The organism is Paracoccus aerodenitrificans (assembly GCF_027913215.1).
GTDB lineage: Bacteria > Pseudomonadota > Alphaproteobacteria > Rhodobacterales > Rhodobacteraceae > Paracoccus > Paracoccus aerodenitrificans.
The window spans coordinates 1,374,512-1,391,522 of the sequence record NZ_CP115784.1; the positions used below are offsets into that span (position 1 = coordinate 1,374,512).

Consider the following 17,011-nt stretch of genomic DNA (forward strand, 5'->3'; position numbering starts at 1 on the left):
AAAAGGATGCCCCCATGACCAGCCCTGACAGCGACCGCAAGCCGCGCAGTTTCCAGGAAGTGATCCTGCGCCTGCAGAATCACTGGGCGAAGTCGGGATGCGCCATCCTTCAGCCTTACGATATGGAGGTCGGGGCGGGGACGTTCCACCCCGCGACCACGCTGCGTTCACTGGGTCCGCGCCGTTGGGCGGCGGCCTATGTCCAGCCCTCGCGCCGTCCGACCGATGGGCGTTACGGGGAAAATCCCAATCGTTTGCAGCATTATTATCAATATCAGGTGATCATCAAACCCTCGCCCCCGAATCTGCAGGAACTGTATCTGGACAGTCTGCGTGCAATCGGGCTGGACCCTCTGGTGCATGATGTGCGCTTTGTCGAGGATGACTGGGAATCGCCCACGCTCGGCGCATGGGGTCTGGGATGGGAGGTCTGGTGCGACGGGATGGAGGTCAGCCAGTTCACCTATTTCCAGCAGGTCGCGGGGTATGACTGCGCCCCGGTTTCCGGCGAGTTGACCTATGGGCTGGAGCGTCTGGCAATGTATGTGCTTGGGGCCGAGCATGTCATGGACATGCCCTTCAACGATCCCGACAGCCCGATTCCGCTGAGCTACGGCGATATTTTCCGCCAGACCGAGGAAGAATACTCCCGCTGGAACTTCGATCAGGCCGATACAGAAACGCTGTTCCAGCATTTCAAGGATGCCGAGGCGGAATGCGAGCGTATCGTTTCGGCAGAGGCTCAGGACAGCGCCGGTCGGCATATCCTGATGGCGCATCCCGCCTATGATCAGGCCATCAAGGCCAGCCATATCTTCAACCTGCTGGATGCGCGGGGCGTGATTTCGGTCACGGAACGCGCAGATTATATCCGGCGGGTACGGACACTCACCAAGAAATGCGCGGATCTGTTCATGCAGACACCGCTCGGGCAGGCTGCGGAATGACCACAGGAAAAATACTCGCCTCGATGATCGTGCTTTCGGCCATTCTCGCCGGAGCAGCGGTTTATTATCTTCAGGTTTACGGGTTCTACGACCCCGTCGATGAAATCGCCGGAGCGCAGGAAATCCAGATCGTGACCACGGATGGCCGCGCCGAAGCAATTGCCGTCAGCGATTTCCGTGGCATCGATGCCGACAGTTCGCCTTTGCGCTATCGCTCATGTTTTGTGCTGGATGATGGTGCCTCGGTCGAAAACGCCGCAGCTTATGACGGGCCGACCCCGCTTGTCGGGCCGAACTGGTTCAATTGCTATTCGGCCAAGGCGCTGACGGCGGATCTCGAATCCGGCGCGGCGCGGGCCTATCTGGTTCAGCCGGATATCGAAACCGGCGTTGACCGGGTCATGGCGGTCTATCCCGATGGCCGCGCCTTTGCATGGCATCAACTGAACGACTCCGCTGAAGAATCGAGGACCATCGAATAATGCCCGATTTGCTGATCGAACTGTTCTCCGAGGAAATCCCCGCCCGCATGCAGCCCCGTGCGCGGGAGGATCTGAAGAAACTGGTGACCGATGGTCTGATCGAGGCCGGGCTGACCTATCGCAGCGCCGGCGCGTTCTCGACACCACGCCGGCTGACCCTGTCGGTCGAGGGGCTGGATGCGGCCTCGAAACCTGTGCGTGAGGAGCGCAAGGGGCCTCGCACCGATGCGCCGGAAAAGGCGCTGGAGGGGTTCCTGCGCTCGACCGGGCTGACGAAGGATCAGCTTGAGACGCGTGACGACAAGAAGGGGCAGGTCTGGTTCGCCGTAATCGACAGGCCCGGCCGTCCGGCGGTCGAGATCGTGGCAGAGGTTCTAACCGCGACGATCCGCAACTTCCCCTGGCCGAAATCAATGCGGTGGGGATCGGGCTCGCTGCGTTGGGTGCGGCCTCTGCATTCGATCCTTTGCATTCTCTCGGATGAGGCCGGGGCGCAGATCGTGCCGCTTGGGGTGGACGGGATCGCCTCGGGCGACACCACGCGCGGGCATCGTTTCCTTGCGCCGGATGCATTTTCCGTCACGAATTTCGAGGATTACGCGGCAAAGCTGCGCCGCGCCAAGGTGATGCTGGACAGTGCCGAACGCGAAGCCGCCATCGCGCAAGAGGCTGAAAACCTCGCCTTCGCCCGTGGCTGGGAGATCGTCGAAGATAAATCCCTGCTGACCGAGGTCGCCGGGCTGGTCGAATGGCCCGTGCCGCTGATGGGCGAGATCGAGGCGCGGTTTCTGGACCTGCCGCCCGAGGTGTTGCAGACCTCGATGAAAGAGCATCAGAAATTCTTTTCTTCCCGCAATCCGAAGACCGGGCGGATCGAGGGTTTCGTGACCGTTGCCAATATCGAAACCCCGGATGACGGCGCGACGATCCTTGCCGGGAACCAGCGTGTGCTGGCCGCGCGTCTGTCCGATGCGGCGTTTTTCTGGGAAAACGATCTGCGCGTGGCGAAGGCGGGGATGGGCGATTGGGCCGAGGGGCTGAAATCGGTCACCTTCCACAACAAGCTTGGATCACAGGCCGACCGCGTGGCCCGCATCGCCGCACTTGCCCGCGCAATCGCGCCTCTGGTTGGTGCCGAGCCGGGTCTGGCGGCTTTTGAAGCGGTTGAGGCCGGGCGGGCAGCGGAACTGGCGAAGCTGGATCTGCGCAGTGAGATGGTCGGTGAGTTCCCCGAACTGCAGGGCATCATGGGCCGTTATTACGCGCTTGAGGCCGGAGAGGATGCGGCAGTGGCCGATGCGGCGCGGGATCATTACTCGCCGCTCGGCCCGTCGGACGCGGTGCCGGATGCGCCGGTCTCTGTCGCCGTGGCTCTGGCGGATAAGATCGACACGTTGACCGGGTTCTGGGCGATTGACGAGAAGCCAACCGGATCGAAGGACCCATTTGCGCTGCGTCGGGCGGCTTTGGGGGTTATTCGGTTGGTTTTGGGGAATGGGGTGCGCATTGGCTTTTCTGAAACACTGAGCGAAGCCACGCATATGCTCTACTCAAGCTTCTCTGAAATTTTTAACTTGTTTCAACCTGATGGCGACTCTGCCAACTGGGATGGTGAGCAACTGGTATTAAGCGGCTACGACCGGTCGAGTGCGGCGCCGAAGTTTGTTACGTTTGAGAAACCTCGAAATTTGCGTTTAGGCGACGATGAGATAGCGTTTGTAGGTGGCGATCCGAAGCCATTTCAATTGAGCGACGCCTGTGCGATAGCTAATGACCTGCTCGCCTTCCTCCACGACCGTCTGAAAGTCCATCTCCGCGACCAAGGCATCCGGCATGACATCATTGATGCGGTACTCGCGCAGCCTGGTAATGACGATCTGGTGCTGGTGGTGAACCGGGCGACGGCGCTGAACGATATGCTGAAGACCGAGGACGGGCAGAACCTGACGCAGGGGCTCAAGCGGGCGTCGAATATCCTCACGCAGGCCGAGGAAAAGGACGGTGTCGAATACAGCTTCGGCGCGGATCCGAAATTCGCCGAAACCGAAGCGGAACGCGCTTTGTTCGCGGCCCTCGATACGGCCGAGCCTGCCATCAAGGCTGCGGTGGCGCAGGAAGATTTTCCCGCCGCCATGTCCGCGATTGCCGGACTGCGCGCGCCGATTGATGCGTTTTTCGAGGCGGTGCAGGTCAATACCGACAACCAGATCGTCCGCCGCAACCGGCTGAACCTGCTGTCCCGCATCCGCGCCGCAGGGCGCGAGATCGCGGATTTTACGCGGATTGAGGGGTAAAGCCGCCTCTGCCTCCGTGATACGGCGCGGAACCAAGGCCGAAGGCCGCCGCGCCAGCGACGGACCGGCCCACCGGTCTGGCGCTTTGCCGATGCAGGCGCGACGCTGTAACGTCGTCCGGTGATTGCTGCCATAAAGCGCATCGCCCAAAGCCTTGGCCGCGCCAGCCCCCGGTCCGTCGCTGGCGCGGCTGGATCGGGCGCGTGGGGAAGCAATTCTACCGAGCGCGACCACAATAGAATTCAAGGGGCTGCAACCCGCCCGATGTGGACATGCGCCCCGCACGGAATTACATCAGGGCAACCAGCCCGAGGGAACATAATGGCAAGCCTTAACGATATCCGCTCGACTTTTCTCGATTATTTCGCTCGTAACGGCCATGAAATCGTGCCGTCCTCGCCGCTTGTGCCGAGGAACGACCCGACGCTGATGTTCGCCAATTCGGGCATGGTGCAGTTCAAGAACCTGTTTACCGGGGTCGAGAAGCGGGATTACGTGCGGGCGACCTCATCGCAGAAATGCGTGCGGGCGGGCGGCAAGCATAACGATCTGGATAATGTCGGCTATACCGCGCGGCATCATACCTTCTTCGAGATGCTGGGGAATTTCAGCTTCGGCGATTACTTCAAATCGCAGGCGATTCCCTATGCCTGGGAACTGCTGACAAAGGATTTCGGCATCCCGAAGGATAGACTGCTGGTCACGGTCTATCACACCGATGATGAGGCCGCCGATATCTGGAAGAAAGTCGCGGGTCTCGGCGACGACAAGATCATCCGCATCCCCACCAGCGATAATTTCTGGCAGATGGGGCCGACCGGGCCATGCGGTCCCTGTACCGAGATCTTCTATGATCACGGTGATCATATCTGGGGCGGCCCTCCTGGCAGCCCCGAGGAAGACGGCGACCGCTTCATCGAGATATGGAACCTCGTTTTCATGCAGAATGAGCAGTTCGAGGACGGCTCGATGCGCGAACTCGACATGCAGTCCATCGATACGGGCATGGGGCTGGAACGGATCGGGGCGCTTCTGCAAGGCAAGCATGATAATTATGACACCGATCTGATGCGGGCGCTGATCGAGGCCTCGGCCCATGCGACGAACTCGGATCCTGACGGTCCGGGCAAGGTCCATCACCGGGTGATCGCGGACCATCTGCGTTCCACCTCGTTCCTGTTGGCCGATGGGGTGATGCCGTCGAATGAGGGGCGCGGCTATGTTCTGCGCCGGATCATGCGCCGTGCGATGCGGCACGCGCATATGCTGGGTGTGCAAGAGCCTGTGATGCATAGGCTGGTGCCCTCTCTGGTGCGCCAGATGGGTGCGGCCTATCCCGAATTGGGGCGGGCGCAGTCGATGATCGAGGAGTCGCTGCGGTCTGAAGAAACCCGTTTCCGCAAGACGCTGGATCGCGGGTTGCGTCTGCTGGATGATGAGCTGGCCAAGCTGCCGGATGGCAAGGATCTGCCGGGTGAGGCGGCGTTCAAGCTGTATGACACTTATGGCTTCCCGCTGGATCTGACGCAGGACGCGCTGCGCGAGCAAGGGCGCGGCGTGGATATTGCCGGTTTTGATGCGGCGATGGCGGAACAGAAGGCGCAGGCGCGGGCCGCCTGGGCCGGGTCGGGTGAGACCAAGGATGCCGCGATCTGGTTCGAGTTGGGCGAGAAACACGGCGCGACGGAATTCCTCGGCTATGACAGCGAAGAGGCTGAGGGCCAGTTGCTGGCGCTCGTGCAGGACGGGGCAGAAATTGAGACCGCGAGACAGGGCGATGCGGTTCAGATCGTGACCAATCAGACGCCGTTCTATGCGGAATCGGGCGGTCAGGTTGGCGATACCGGCACGGTGCAGACGGAAAGCGGGATGGCGCGGATCTCGGATACGAAGAAATCCGGCGGCGTGTTCATCCATATCGGCGAAGTCACGATGGGCCAAATCAGCCGCGGGCAGGCCGCGAAGCTGGAGGTGGACCATACCCGCCGTGGCGCGATCCGCGCGAACCACTCGGCCACTCATTTGCTGCATGAGGCGCTGCGGCGCCATCTGGGCGATCATGTTGCGCAGCGTGGCTCGCTGAACGCGTCCGACCGGCTGCGCTTTGATTTCAGCCATAACCATGCGGTGACGCCCGAGGAGATCGGCAAGATTGAAGCCGAGGTGAATGATTTCATTCGTCAGAACGCGGCGGTTGAGACGCGGATCATGACCCCCGACGATGCGCGTGAGATCGGTGCGCAGGCTCTGTTCGGCGAGAAATACGGCGACGAGGTGCGCGTGGTCTCAATGGGCAAGCAGTCTAATTCCGGCAAGGGCACGGATCGCCAGACCTATTCGCTGGAACTTTGCGGCGGCACTCATGTGGCGCGAACCGGCGATATCGGCATGTTCATGCTGCTGAGCGATTCCGCATCCTCGGCCGGTGTGCGCCGGATCGAGGCGCTGACCGGGCAGGCGGCGCTTGCGCAGCTTCGCGGATCGGATGCCCAACTGGCCGAGATTGCCGGGCTTCTGAAGGCGCAGGCGGGCGATGTGGTGAACAAGGTCAAGGCGCTGGCGGATGAGCGCAAGGCTTTGGAACGCGAACTTGCCACGCTGAAGCGCCAGATGGCGATGGGAGGCGGCGCGGATGATGCGAAAGAGATTGCGGGCGTGAAATTCATTGGCCGCAAGGTCGATGGCGTCACCGGCAAGGAACTCGCCCTGCTGATCGAAGAGATGAAGCAGAAGCTGGGATCCGGTGCGGTGCTGCTGATGGCCGAGGCGGGCGGCAAGGCGGCGGTGGCGGCGGGCGTCACCCAGGACCTGACAGAGCGTGTCTCTGCCGTGTCGCTGGTGCAGGCCGCGACCGAGGCGCTTGGCGGCAAAGGAGGCGGGGGCCGCCCGGATCGTGCGCAGGGCGGGGCGCCGTCACTTGATGCGGCTGACGCAGCGATTGCGGCTGCTGAAGGCGTGATTTCCGCCAGCTGAGCCGCTGAAGGGGGCTCTGCCCCCGGGGCGTCGCCGCTCCCCCGAGGTATTTCCGTCACTGAAGATCTGCACACACCCTGTCCGGGCACTCCTCCCGACAGGGTGCGGCATCTCCAGTGACGGTCATCGGCACCTCTGCCTGTACCGTGAGGGCAGAATTGACACGCGTATCCCAAGATTTCGTTAAGCTGGCATCTTCAGTGCGAAAAATACCTCGGGGGAGCGAGGAGCGTCAGCGACGAGCGGGGGCAGCGCCCCCTGCCGGCCTCGGAAGCTGCAGACATGAAAAAGCCGCCCGGATCATGCGGTCGGGCGGCTTTTGGTTTCGGTTGTGGCGCTTCGCTCAGATCCAGGCGCGGTCGCGGAAAACATAATACACGATCTCATCGCGCTTGATGCCGAGACGGGCCAGTTCTTCATCGGATTTAGCGTAAAGCGCCTCGATCTGCGGAGCGCGGGACTGCGCATAGGCGGCATCTTCGATCAGACGGCCAATTGCGGAAAAGAAGGATGCGACGCGGTCGCGCAGGGTAAGCTTGTACTCGGTGCTTTGGACTGACATTGGAAACCTCTCCTGAGTTATCGATTGGTTTCCTCCCTTGAGCCTGAATTTAGGGCATGGGCTGCGCGGTTTCCACTGACGATACTGCAATGCTGCGTTGCAGCACATGCCGACCGGAGAAGCTGAATGTCGGCGCGATGTCGGAAAGACGACGGAAAGGCGCTTTCCCATGCCGGGTTAGACGATTATACCCGTGCGCGGCATTCATGACCGCGGAAGGGAAGCAGTATGGCCAATGTAGTGGTTGTCGGCGCGCAATGGGGCGATGAGGGCAAGGGCAAGATCGTCGACTGGCTATCCGAGCGGGCCGAGATCATCGCACGGTTTCAGGGCGGCCATAATGCGGGTCATACTCTGGTGATCGGCAATCAGGTCTACAAATTGTCGCTGCTGCCTTCAGGGATTGTGCGGCAGGGCAAGTTGGCCGTGATCGGCAATGGCGTCGTGCTGGACCCGTGGTCGCTGTTTTCGGAAATCGACAAGCTGTCGGCGCAGGGTGTGAAGATCTCGACCGAGAATCTGATCATTGCGGAAAATACTCCGCTGATCCTGCCGCTGCATCAGGATCTCGACAAGCTGCGTGAAGAGGCAGCCGGTGCGGCGAAGATCGGCACGACCGGGCGCGGAATCGGTCCGGCCTATGAGGACAAGGTCGGCCGTCGCAGCATCCGCCTTGCCGATCTGGGCGATGAGGAGACGCTGGATGCCCGTCTGGACCGCCTGCTTGCCCATCACGATGCGCTGCGTCAGGGTCTGGGGGCGGAGGCCATCGACCGCTATGCGCTGAAAGCGCAGTTGATGGAGATCGCGCCGAAGCTTCTGCCCTTCGCGGCTCCGGTCTGGAAAGTGCTGAATGAGGCCCGCAAGGGCGGCAAGCGTATCCTGTTCGAAGGCGCTCAGGGCAGCTTGCTGGATATTGATTTCGGGACATATCCCTATGTTACCAGCTCGACCACCATGTCGGGCATGGCGGCCAGCGGAACCGGTCTGGGGCCGAGTGCGATTGATTTTGTTCTGGGCATCGTCAAGGCCTATACGACCCGTGTCGGCGAAGGTCCGTTCCCGACCGAGCTGGATGATGAGGACGGCCAGCGTCTTGGCGAGCGCGGCCATGAATTCGGCACCGTCACCGGGCGCAAACGGCGCTGCGGCTGGTTCGATGCGGTGCTGGTGCGTCAGACCTGCGCGATTTCCGGCGTGAACGGGATTGCTCTGACCAAGCTGGATGTTCTGGACGGGTTCGAGACGCTGAAGATCTGTGTCGGCTATGAAATCGATGGCGAGACCTATGATTACCTGCCGACCGCGGCGGCGTTGCAGGCGAAGGTGACGCCGATCTATGAGGAAATGCCCGGCTGGTCCGAATCGACCGAGGGCGCACGAAGCTGGGCCGATCTGCCTGCCGCTGCGATCAAATATGTCCGCCGCGTCGAAGAGTTGATTCAATGCCCGGTGGCGCTTCTGTCGACTAGCCCCGAGCGGGACGATACGATTCTTGTGACCGACCCGTTTGCGGATTGATCCGATGGAGCTGAAGACCCGCAAACGCCTTGCCCTTCTGATCCTGCTGCTTGGGCTGCCCGGTTATATCATTGTCGCCTGGGTGTTGCTGGCCTGGCTGAATGACAGTTTCGGGCGGATGCCTGTATGGGCGGAATTGCTGGTCTTCGTTGCGCTCGGCGTGGTGTGGATCCTGCCGTTCAAAAGGGTCTTTACCGGCATCGGACGGGGCGAGGATTGAGCCCTTTGCCCTTCAGCACCGCAGAAGGTGCCACGCTGATCGGCGGCGGCAAGGTGACCTCCGACGATCTGGAAACGGCTCTGGCACGGGCGCCGGTTCTGGTGGCGGCGGATGGCGGGGCGGATGCGGCGATCGCGCTTGGCCGGGTGCCGGATCTGGCGATTGGCGATTTCGATTCGATTTCCGAACCGGCACGGGCGGCGCTTGGGCCGTCGCGTCTGCTGCATATCGCCGAACAGGACAGCACCGATTTTGCCAAGGCGCTTGGTCATATCAAGGCGCGATTCGTGCTGGCCATCGGGTTTTCGGGCCGTAGGCTGGATCACACGCTGGCCGCGCTGAATGTCATGATACGGCACCGGGAACCGCCCTGCCTGATGCTCGCGGCCGAGGATATCGCCTTTCTCACCCCGCCGGAATTATCGCTGCCTCTGTCGCCCGGAACGCGGGTGTCTCTGTTTCCGCTTGGTCCCAGCAGGGGGCGCAGCCAGGGGTTGCGTTGGCCGATTGACGGGCTGGAATTCAGTCCCGGCGGGCGTGTCGGCACCTCGAATGAGGCGACCGGCCCGGTTCATCTGACGATGGAGGGGCCCATGCTGACCATGCTGCCGCGCGAGGCTCTGGATCTGGCTTTGGCGGCGCTCACCGCTCCCATGTCCGCCTGAGGATATCCATCCAGTTCCGCCAGGCGATTTTCTCGACCAGTTCCTGACCATAGCCGTGATCCTGCATCGCGCCGATCAGCGCGGGCAGTTTCGAGGCATCGGAAAGCTCTGCCGCCAGCAGCGCACCGTCGAAATCCGAGCCAAGCGCGACGCCGTTTTCTCCGAGCTTTTCCAGAAGATGGTCGAGATGTCTCAGATAGGGATCGAAACCGTCAAAGGGCAGGCGCTTGCCGTCTTCGCGCGTGAACCCGGCGGCAAAGTTCAGGCCCACAAGACCCTTCGTGCCCGCGATCATCTCAAGCTGGGCGTCGGTCAGGTTGCGGGTCGAGGCGCTTTGCACATGCGATCCGGAATGGGTCGAGACAAGCGGAGCGTCGCTGATCCGCGCCACATCTTCGATGCCTTTTGCGTTCAGATGGGCCAGATCGACCAATATGCGCAGCCGGTCGCATTCGGCCACAAGTTCCTTGCCCCTCTGGGTCAGGCCGGGGCCGGTATCGGGGTCGGCAGGGAATTCGAACGGGACGCCATAGCCGTAATGGTTTTCCCGCGACCAGACCGGCCCCAGAGAGCGCAGCCCCATGCGATACCACAGATGAAGCATATCGGGATCGCTGATGCCCTCGGCACCTTCCATATGCAGGATCGCGGCAATACGCCCCGCCTGTTTTGCGTCTAGGATTTCATCGACACTGCGGCAGATCGACAGATTCCCCTCTCGCTCAAGCGCCACAAGCCGGGCCGCGAGGCGCAGCATATGTGCGGTGGCCGTATTCGTGTCGATGATCGGGTCCAGCGGCACCGCATAGGGTGGCGTTTCTTGACGTGCGTGCCAGTCAGGCCCGTCCGGATCGGCGGGCGACGGCGCCCACAGTGCGAAAAAACCGCCGAACATCCCGCCTTCGCGCAGGCGGGGCAGATCGATATGGCCGCTGCCATCTCCGTTCAGCCAGATATTCAGCGGATCGGCGTCAGGCTCGACAAGACGTTGCAGGAAATCATTGTGACCGTCGAAAACCGGAATCATGCAGGGCTCCCTTGAACAGGCGCGATCCTGCGCCATCGCCCGATCCCGTGCAACCCGCTTTGCCCCGGCCCCGATCCGTGGCAGGCTTCCCTTAAAGCAAGCGAGGAGCCAGGCCATGCCCGAAATACGTCAGGATTTCGACGGACAGACCGTCATCACCACATTTGAGGTCACTCCGGGGACTGCCCATGATCTTCTGGATGCGCTGACCGCCGCCTGGGACGAGGTGATCCGCCAACAGCCCGGTTTTATCGGCGGGGCGGTGCATCTGAACGATGCGCAGACCAGAATCGCCACCTATTCCCAATGGGAGTCGCGGGGCGATTATCAGGCCATGCTGCGCACCCCGGAGATGCGGAAACGCAACCGCGTCATCAACCAGCTTTGCCGCAGCTTCGAGCCGGTCATGTATGAGGTACAAACCGTCTATAACCGATGATGCACGCGCAGAAACGCCTCGCAAAGCCGGAAATGCGCCGCTAGGATCGTCGCAGGAAGGTTACAGGGGGCAGAGATGGCCGGACGCATCATCACCGTCGCGCAACAGAAGGGCGGCTCTGGCAAGACGACGCTGGCCGCCAATCTGGCCGTTGCGCTGCGCCAGCGGGGGCTGAGCGTCGCGCTGATCGACACCGATCCGCAGGGCAGTCTTGGCCGCTGGTTCATGGAGCGGCTCGAACGCGTGGGCGAGGATGACGATCTGGAGTTTTCGACATCCTCGGCATGGGGTGCGTCCTATGAAAGCGAGAAGCTGAAAAAACGCTTCGATATCGTCATTATCGATACACCGCCGAAGATCGACAGCGATCTGCGCCCCGCGCTGAGGGTGGCGGATCTTGTCGTGGTTCCGGTGGCGTCCAGCCAGGTCGATCTGTGGGCGACGGAGGGCGTGCTGGATCTGGCAAGGCGGGAAAAAGCGCCGGTGCTTGTGGTGCTGAACCGCGCCCGTGCGAATACACGGCTGGGGGCAGAGGTCGCGGAAGGCGCAGCCGCACTTGGCGCAAGCGTCGCCGAAACCCAGATCGGCAACCGCGTCGCCTATGCCGAAACTCTGGGGCAGGGGCTGACCGTATCCGAGCGCAGCGACGCACGCCCCGCCAGAGCCGAGCTGGACACGCTTACCGAGGAAGTCATGCGCTGCTGGAGCTGAGCAGGACAGGGCGCTTTGCTGCGTGACGCTTCTGTGAAATTTGCTGGATGAATCGTAAAATTATGAAGAAACTCGGAACAATGAAGTTGTTCTTTTGTTGTATCAAGGCGAACGCCATAAAGATTGATATTACAGGAGTTTCTACGATGCGTATCTCTGGAAATATGACAAAATCTGCTGTTGCGGCTGCTGTGCTTGCCCTGTCCTCCGGCGCTGCTCTGGCACAGGTTGAAATCCTGTCGCCCGGAACTCATACCTTCACTGAGTTCGGGACTTCCGGTGCCTGGAAAATTTATGCCGATCAGGAACGTCAGTCCTGCCTTGTGGAAGGCACCGATCCGAATGGCAATGTCGTCCAGATGGGCCTGACCAGCGATCACAATCTGGGATATGTCGGCATTTTCACGCCGATGGATGTCGGAATTCGTGGCGAATCCGAGCAGGACATCACCATTGCAGTTGACGGCAATCTTTACTCCGGCACCGCGCAGTTGCGTGAGCACGGGATTTCCGACAATCTGCAGGGCGGATATTTCCCGGCCAATAATCCGAACTTCGTAAATGACATGCGCAACGGTCAGACGATGGTTGCATTTGAAAACTCGGACGGTGCAGGCGTTGCGATCGATCTCACTGGCACGAATGATGCCTATGAGGCTGCGCGTGAGTGCACCGAGCAATTCGCCGGTATGTGATCCCGGATCATTAAAGCCGATTGCTTTGGCCTGTCCCTTGATCGGGGCAGGCTTTTTCTTTTGCTCCTGTCTCCCCGATGCCGCGCAGACAGGCAGATTCTGCGTCCGCGGAGAGAAGAAACTTTCTCTGCCGCGATGCATCTGTCCTGACATGCGGAACCGAAACCCTCCTTATATGCTTGTCCTTCCGGGTTCCGTGGATCTGGCTCGTCTTGAAACATGCCGGCCGGTCTGCCCATGACATTGTAAGGGAAGGAGAAATGACATGATGACACTACGCAAATCCGGTCTGACACTGGCTCTGATCGCACCGCTCGCATTGGTTGCCTGTACCGAGCAAGCGGAGGACGAAATCGTCGTCACCGATGTTGAGGTCATAGAAGATGGCGAAGTCGTAGCCGATGCCGTCGTCGTGACCGAAACGACAGAGGCCGATGCGGTCGTCGTCACCGATGCAAACGATACATGCGGCGCAGCCGCCTATCAGCAATTCGTCGATGAGGTCTCGCCCGAGATCACGCTGCCGGCGGGGACGGTATTCCGTCACTATCGCACGGGCGACGCTGTGACGGCTGATATGAATCCGACGCGTCTCAATTTTGAATATGACCGGACCGGTGCGCTTGTGTCCGTAACCTGCGGCTAAGCAGGCATTTCTTCCGTCCCGGGAGTGCTCTGCGCCGGGGCGGATTGCGTCTTCTGCCGATACCTGTCCGCAGACTGCGGTTTTCGGGGTTCTGGACCTCTTGCCGCCTGACGCGTAAAGACCCCGCAAAACAGAATTACGTCACGGGATCACGAGATGGGCTTTCGCATGGGGATTGTCGGGCTGCCGAATGTCGGCAAGTCGACTCTGTTCAACGCGCTGACGCGCACCGCTGCCGCGCAGGCAGCGAATTTTCCGTTCTGCACGATCGAGCCGAATGTCGGCGATGTTGCCGTGCCCGATCCCCGGCTGGACGCTCTGGCGGGTATCGCGAAATCCCGGCAGACCATTCCGACGCGGATCACCTTTGTCGATATTGCCGGTCTGGTGAAAGGGGCCAGCAAGGGCGAAGGTCTGGGCAATCAGTTCCTCGCCAATATCCGCGAGGTGGACGCCATCGCCCATGTGCTGCGCTGTTTCGAGGATGGCGATGTGACCCATGTCGAGGGCCGTGTCGATCCCATCGCGGATGCAGAGACCATCGAGACGGAACTGATGATTGCCGATCTTGAAAGCCTCGAAAAACGGCTGGCTAATCTGTCGCGCAAGATAAATGCGGGGGACAAGCAGGCCAAGGAAGATGCGCGGCTGATGAATGCCGCGAAAGAGGCGCTTGAATCGGGGCGCCCCGCCCGCACGGTCGAGATCGCCGAGGACGACCGCAAGGCGTGGAACATGCTGCAATTGCTGACCGCGAAGCCGGTTCTCTATGTCTGCAACGTGGCCGAGGACGAGGCTGCGGCGGGCAATGAACATTCCGCGAAGGTCGCGGCGATGGCGGCAGAGCAGGGGGCGGGCCATGTGGTGATCTCGGCGAAGATCGAGGAAGAGATCAGCCAGCTCGATGCAGAGGAAGCAGAGATGTTCCTGTCCGAGATGGGGCTGGACGAGGCCGGGCTGGATCGCCTGATCCGCGCGGGCTACGATCTTCTGGGACTTCAGACCTATTTCACCGTCGGCCCGAAAGAGGCCCGCGCCTGGACGATCCGGCAGGGCACGCTGGCTCCGCAGGCGGCAGGCGTAATCCACGGTGATTTCGAGCGCGGCTTCATTCGCGCGGAAACCATTGCCTATGACGATTATATTACAGGTCAGGGCGAAGCCGGGGCGCGAGAGGCCGGAAAGCTGCGGGTCGAAGGCAAGACCTATGAGGTCAAGGATGGCGACGTGCTGCATTTCCTGTTCAATACCTGAGATGTGCCGGACCTCTCGCGGGTGACCTCGTCGATGGATACGGATTTCAGGATCGCGTGAACCGGCTTGCCCGGTGCCAGTTGCAGGGCCGCGCATGATCTTGCGGTGATGCGCGACAGAAGCGCTTCATTATTGCCGAGCTCTATTCTGACCAGAACACTGCCGCTTCCCTCGGGGGTGGTGCTGTCCGGGACAATCCGCCCGACCACGCCGCTGAGCATATTCAGCGCCGAGATGGATGCGGGACGTTCCGTCGCCAGCATCACCTCATGGGACAGGATGCGCAGCCTGACCTGCGCCGGGACCGGCAGATCGGGCCGGGTAACCCAGACCGGCCCGGCCCCGGTTTCCAGCCGCGCCAGCCCGTCTGCTTCCTGTGCGACGACCCTCGCGTGAAGCACCGCGCCGGCGTCGCGGCCAAGCGTCGCCTGACGCTCCGGATCGGACAGAACATCTCCGACACGCCCCGAGGCGGTAACGCGCCCGGCATCCAGCAGCACCATCCGATCCGCCAGTTGCGTGATTTCAGAGAGATTATGGCTGACATAGAGGATCGGCAGCCCCAGATCCCGCAATCGCGCAAGATAGGGCAGGATCTCGGCCTTGCGTGCCGCATCCAGTGCCGCCAGAGGTTCATCCATCAGCAGAAGGCGCGGCGCGGACAGGATCGCGCGGCCAAGCGCGACGCGCTGTTTTTCTCCGCCTGATAATGCGCCGGGGCGGCGGTCAAGCAGTGCCTCGATACCAAGCAGGGCGACGATATCCTGCACCCGCCTGTCGTCGGGGCGGTCCCGGCGCGGGGCGACTCTGCGGCCATATTCCAGATTGCGGCGGACCGTCATATGCGGAAACAGCCGTGCATCCTGAAACACATAGCCGATGCGCCGGGCAGAGGGCGGCAGAGCGATTCCGCGTAACGTATCGGTCAGGACCGTGCCGCCCGCCTCGATCCGGCCATGATCCGGGTTCAGCAACCCGGCAATCGCATTGATCAGCGTCGTCTTTCCCGCGCCCGAGCGTCCGAATAATGCGGTGACCCCTCCGGGCGCGGTAAACGCGGCCTCCAGCGTAAAGCCGGGAAAACGATGCGTGACCTCGACGGACAGGCTCATTGCCCCGATATCCGCCGCGCCGCAGCCCGTCCCGCCCATTCCGAGGCGAACAGCGCGGAAAGCGCGATGATCAGCGATACCGCGACCAGCCTTGCGACCTGTGCCTCGGTGCCGGGGATTTGCAGTTCCGAATAGATCGCCGTAGGCAATGTCTGGGTCTGGCCGGGGATGTTCGACACAAAGGTGATCGTCGCGCCGAACTCTCCCATCGCCTTGGCGAAGGCGATAATGCTGCCTGCGATGATGCCGGGCAGGATCAGGGGCAGGGTGATAGTGCCGAAGACCCAGATCCGTCCTGCGCCAAGCGTCGATGCCGCCTGTTCCAGTCTTGGATCCACCGCCTCGATTGCCAGCCGGATCGTGCGCACCATCAGCGGAAAGGCCATCACAGCCGCCGCAAGCGCCGCTCCGGTCCAGCGGAAGGCGAAGACGATGCCGAACCAGTCGGCAAGAGGCGCTCCGATCACGCCGCGCCGCCCGAAACCCAGCAGAAGAAGATAGCCGGTGACGACGGGCGGCAGGATCAGCGGCAGATGGATCAGCCCGTTCAGCATCTGCCTGCCCGGAAACCGCCAGCGGGCAAGCGCATAGGCGCAGAGCACGCCAAGCGGCAGGCTGGCCGCCACGGCCCACAGCGACACGCGCAGGGACAGCGCCACGGCCTGCCACTGATCCGGGCTCAGCAAGCCGGTCGGGGCGGTCTCAGTCAAACGTCACGAACCCTTCTGCCGCGAAGATCTGTGCTGAATCCTCTTCGTCCAAAGCCTCGAAGAAAGCGCGATCCGCCGGATCGGAAGCGCCGCTCAGCAGGGCTGCGGGATAGGTGATCGGCGGGTGGCTGCCCTCAGGGAACTGTCCCAGAACGTGAACGCGCTTCTCTGCCTGCGCGTCGGTGGCATAGACGATCCCCATCGGAGCCTCTCCGCTTGCCACAAGCGCCAGTGCCGCACGGACATTATCCGCCTGAGCGACCGATGCTGCAACGTCGTCCCAGAGGCCAAGCGTTTCCAGCGCCGCCTTGCCATATTGCCCGGCAGGGACCGAATCGACCATGCCCATCGCCAGCCTTCCGCCATCCAGCAGCGCGGGAAGATCAAGGTCCGGCCCGATCCCCACCGGGCCAGCATCGTCATGCCCGATCAGCACCAGCCTATTCGCCAGAAGATCCTGTCGCGTGTCCGGCACGGTCATCCCTGCCTGCTCGACCTGATCCATCCAGCCCGGATTGGCCGAGATATAAATATCCGCCGGAGCGCCCTCGATAATCTGCCGCGCCAGCAGCCCCGAGCCCGCATAGGAAATCGTCACCTTTATGCCAGTCTCGCTTGTATAATCTGCGGCGATCCGGTCAAGCGCGGTTTTCAGCGAGGCGGCTGCGAAGACGGACACATCCTCGGCTGCGGCGGGCAGGGTGGCGGCAGCCAGAGAGGCAGCTAGAACGGTCATGCGCATGGGCGGAACTT

General features: G+C 61.8%; 17 protein-coding genes. 12 read left to right on the forward strand and 5 right to left on the reverse strand.

Annotated elements, in window-relative coordinates; translation table 11 throughout:
* Window positions 1–14 precede the first annotated feature (14 nt).
* The 4 genes from PAE61_RS08245 (at window position 15) to alaS (ending at window position 6,696) form a co-directional block, all read left to right on the forward strand.
* Window positions 15–947, forward strand: a complete 933-nt coding sequence (locus PAE61_RS08245; protein ID WP_271114833.1) for a glycine--tRNA ligase subunit alpha — start codon at window positions 15–17, stop codon at window positions 945–947.
* Window positions 944–1,429, forward strand: a complete 486-nt coding sequence (locus PAE61_RS08250) for a DUF6446 family protein (protein WP_271114834.1) — start codon at window positions 944–946, stop codon at window positions 1,427–1,429. The genes PAE61_RS08245 and PAE61_RS08250 overlap by 4 nt, the downstream gene beginning before the upstream one ends.
* Window positions 1,429–3,723, forward strand: a complete 2,295-nt coding sequence (gene glyS / locus PAE61_RS08255; protein WP_271114835.1) for a glycine--tRNA ligase subunit beta — start codon at window positions 1,429–1,431, stop codon at window positions 3,721–3,723. Before PAE61_RS08250 ends, glyS begins: the two co-directional genes overlap by 1 nt.
* A gap of 321 nt (window positions 3,724–4,044) precedes the next feature.
* Window positions 4,045–6,696 (forward strand): alanine--tRNA ligase, encoded by a 2,652-nt coding sequence (gene alaS / locus PAE61_RS08260; RefSeq protein WP_271114836.1) that lies wholly within the window; start codon window positions 4,045–4,047, stop codon window positions 6,694–6,696.
* Window positions 6,697–7,039: 343 nt separating this feature from the next.
* Here alaS and PAE61_RS08265 read toward each other — a convergent pair whose 3' ends face one another.
* Entirely contained in the window at window positions 7,040–7,258 is a 219-nt protein-coding gene (locus tag PAE61_RS08265; protein WP_271114837.1) for a hypothetical protein, read from the reverse strand.
* A 228-nt stretch (window positions 7,259–7,486) separates the two neighbouring features.
* Between PAE61_RS08265 and PAE61_RS08270 the strand changes: the two genes are divergently transcribed.
* Genes PAE61_RS08270 through PAE61_RS08280 form a run of 3 tightly spaced genes read left to right on the forward strand, consistent with a single transcriptional unit; the run spans window position 7,487 to window position 9,664 of the window.
* Window positions 7,487–8,779: an adenylosuccinate synthase gene (locus PAE61_RS08270; RefSeq protein WP_271114838.1), complete on the forward strand. Its 1,293-nt coding sequence runs from the start codon at window positions 7,487–7,489 to the stop codon at window positions 8,777–8,779.
* Between the two features lie 4 nt (window positions 8,780–8,783).
* A complete protein-coding gene (locus PAE61_RS08275; RefSeq protein ID WP_271114839.1) occupies window positions 8,784–8,999 on the forward strand; it encodes a DUF2842 domain-containing protein in 216 nt (71 codons plus the stop codon).
* The gene (locus tag PAE61_RS08280; RefSeq protein WP_271114840.1) at window positions 8,996–9,664 is read left to right on the forward strand and encodes a thiamine diphosphokinase; all 669 of its coding nucleotides are present in this window, start codon (window positions 8,996–8,998) and stop codon (window positions 9,662–9,664) included. Before PAE61_RS08275 ends, PAE61_RS08280 begins: the two co-directional genes overlap by 4 nt.
* Here PAE61_RS08280 and PAE61_RS08285 read toward each other — a convergent pair.
* Window positions 9,642–10,691: a dipeptidase gene (locus PAE61_RS08285; RefSeq protein WP_271114841.1), complete on the reverse strand. Its 1,050-nt coding sequence runs from the start codon at window positions 10,689–10,691 to the stop codon at window positions 9,642–9,644. The genes PAE61_RS08280 and PAE61_RS08285 overlap by 23 nt on opposite strands.
* A 115-nt stretch (window positions 10,692–10,806) precedes the next feature.
* Here PAE61_RS08285 and PAE61_RS08290 point away from each other — a divergent pair, with 115 nt between their 5' ends.
* The 5 genes from PAE61_RS08290 (at window position 10,807) to ychF (ending at window position 14,436) form a co-directional block, all read left to right on the forward strand.
* A complete protein-coding gene (locus PAE61_RS08290) occupies window positions 10,807–11,130 on the forward strand; it encodes an antibiotic biosynthesis monooxygenase family protein (protein ID WP_271114842.1) in 324 nt (107 codons plus the stop codon).
* A 75-nt stretch (window positions 11,131–11,205) separates the two neighbouring features.
* Window positions 11,206–11,841 (forward strand): ParA family partition ATPase, encoded by a 636-nt coding sequence (gene parA / locus PAE61_RS08295; protein WP_271114843.1) that lies wholly within the window; start codon window positions 11,206–11,208, stop codon window positions 11,839–11,841.
* Window positions 11,842–11,888: 47 nt separating this feature from the next.
* Window positions 11,889–12,536 (forward strand): hypothetical protein, encoded by a 648-nt coding sequence (locus tag PAE61_RS08300; protein ID WP_271114844.1) that lies wholly within the window; start codon window positions 11,889–11,891, stop codon window positions 12,534–12,536.
* A gap of 265 nt (window positions 12,537–12,801) precedes the next feature.
* Window positions 12,802–13,182: a hypothetical protein gene (locus PAE61_RS08305; protein ID WP_271114845.1), complete on the forward strand. Its 381-nt coding sequence runs from the start codon at window positions 12,802–12,804 to the stop codon at window positions 13,180–13,182.
* A gap of 156 nt (window positions 13,183–13,338) precedes the next feature.
* Window positions 13,339–14,436, forward strand: a complete 1,098-nt coding sequence (ychF, locus tag PAE61_RS08310) for a redox-regulated ATPase YchF (RefSeq protein WP_271114846.1) — start codon at window positions 13,339–13,341, stop codon at window positions 14,434–14,436.
* Here the strand turns inward: ychF and modC are convergent.
* The 3 genes from modC to modA are packed head-to-tail and all read right to left on the reverse strand — an operon-like array spanning window position 14,388 to window position 17,000.
* Window positions 14,388–15,548, reverse strand: a complete 1,161-nt coding sequence (modC, locus tag PAE61_RS08315; RefSeq protein WP_271114847.1) for a molybdenum ABC transporter ATP-binding protein — start codon at window positions 15,546–15,548, stop codon at window positions 14,388–14,390. The two genes, ychF and modC, sit on opposite strands and share 49 nt — an antisense overlap.
* Window positions 15,545–16,258, reverse strand: coding sequence for a molybdate ABC transporter permease subunit (modB, locus tag PAE61_RS08320; protein WP_271114848.1), 714 nt, complete (start codon window positions 16,256–16,258; stop codon window positions 15,545–15,547). Before modB ends, modC begins: the two co-directional genes overlap by 4 nt.
* Window positions 16,251–17,000 carry a molybdate ABC transporter substrate-binding protein gene (modA, locus tag PAE61_RS08325; protein ID WP_271114849.1) on the reverse strand — a complete coding sequence of 250 codons (750 nt, stop codon included), beginning with the start codon at window positions 16,998–17,000 and terminating at the stop codon, window positions 16,251–16,253. Before modA ends, modB begins: the two co-directional genes overlap by 8 nt.
* Window positions 17,001–17,011: the final 11 nt, after the last annotated feature.

Bases quoted from the DNA above. Each gene is read 5' to 3' on its own strand.
- PAE61_RS08305 (WP_271114845.1), top strand. From the start codon at position 12,802: ATGATGACACTACGCAAATCCGGTCTGACACTGGCTCTGATCGCACCG.
- PAE61_RS08290 (WP_271114842.1), top strand. From the start codon at position 10,807: ATGCCCGAAATACGTCAGGATTTCGACGGACAGACCGTCATCACCACA.
- PAE61_RS08275 (WP_271114839.1), top strand. From the start codon at position 8,784: ATGGAGCTGAAGACCCGCAAACGCCTTGCCCTTCTGATCCTGCTGCTT.
- PAE61_RS08250 (WP_271114834.1), top strand. From the start codon at position 944: ATGACCACAGGAAAAATACTCGCCTCGATGATCGTGCTTTCGGCCATT.
- PAE61_RS08265 (WP_271114837.1), bottom strand. From the start codon at position 7,258: ATGTCAGTCCAAAGCACCGAGTACAAGCTTACCCTGCGCGACCGCGTC.
- parA (WP_271114843.1), top strand. From the start codon at position 11,206: ATGGCCGGACGCATCATCACCGTCGCGCAACAGAAGGGCGGCTCTGGC.
- PAE61_RS08300 (WP_271114844.1), top strand. From the start codon at position 11,889: ATGAATCGTAAAATTATGAAGAAACTCGGAACAATGAAGTTGTTCTTT.
- modA (WP_271114849.1), bottom strand. From the start codon at position 17,000: ATGCGCATGACCGTTCTAGCTGCCTCTCTGGCTGCCGCCACCCTGCCC.
- glyS (WP_271114835.1), top strand. From the start codon at position 1,429: ATGCCCGATTTGCTGATCGAACTGTTCTCCGAGGAAATCCCCGCCCGC.
- PAE61_RS08285 (WP_271114841.1), bottom strand. From the start codon at position 10,691: ATGATTCCGGTTTTCGACGGTCACAATGATTTCCTGCAACGTCTTGTC.
- PAE61_RS08270 (WP_271114838.1), top strand. From the start codon at position 7,487: ATGGCCAATGTAGTGGTTGTCGGCGCGCAATGGGGCGATGAGGGCAAG.
- PAE61_RS08245 (WP_271114833.1), top strand. From the start codon at position 15: ATGACCAGCCCTGACAGCGACCGCAAGCCGCGCAGTTTCCAGGAAGTG.
- modC (WP_271114847.1), bottom strand. From the start codon at position 15,548: ATGAGCCTGTCCGTCGAGGTCACGCATCGTTTTCCCGGCTTTACGCTG.
- ychF (WP_271114846.1), top strand. From the start codon at position 13,339: ATGGGCTTTCGCATGGGGATTGTCGGGCTGCCGAATGTCGGCAAGTCG.
- alaS (WP_271114836.1), top strand. From the start codon at position 4,045: ATGGCAAGCCTTAACGATATCCGCTCGACTTTTCTCGATTATTTCGCT.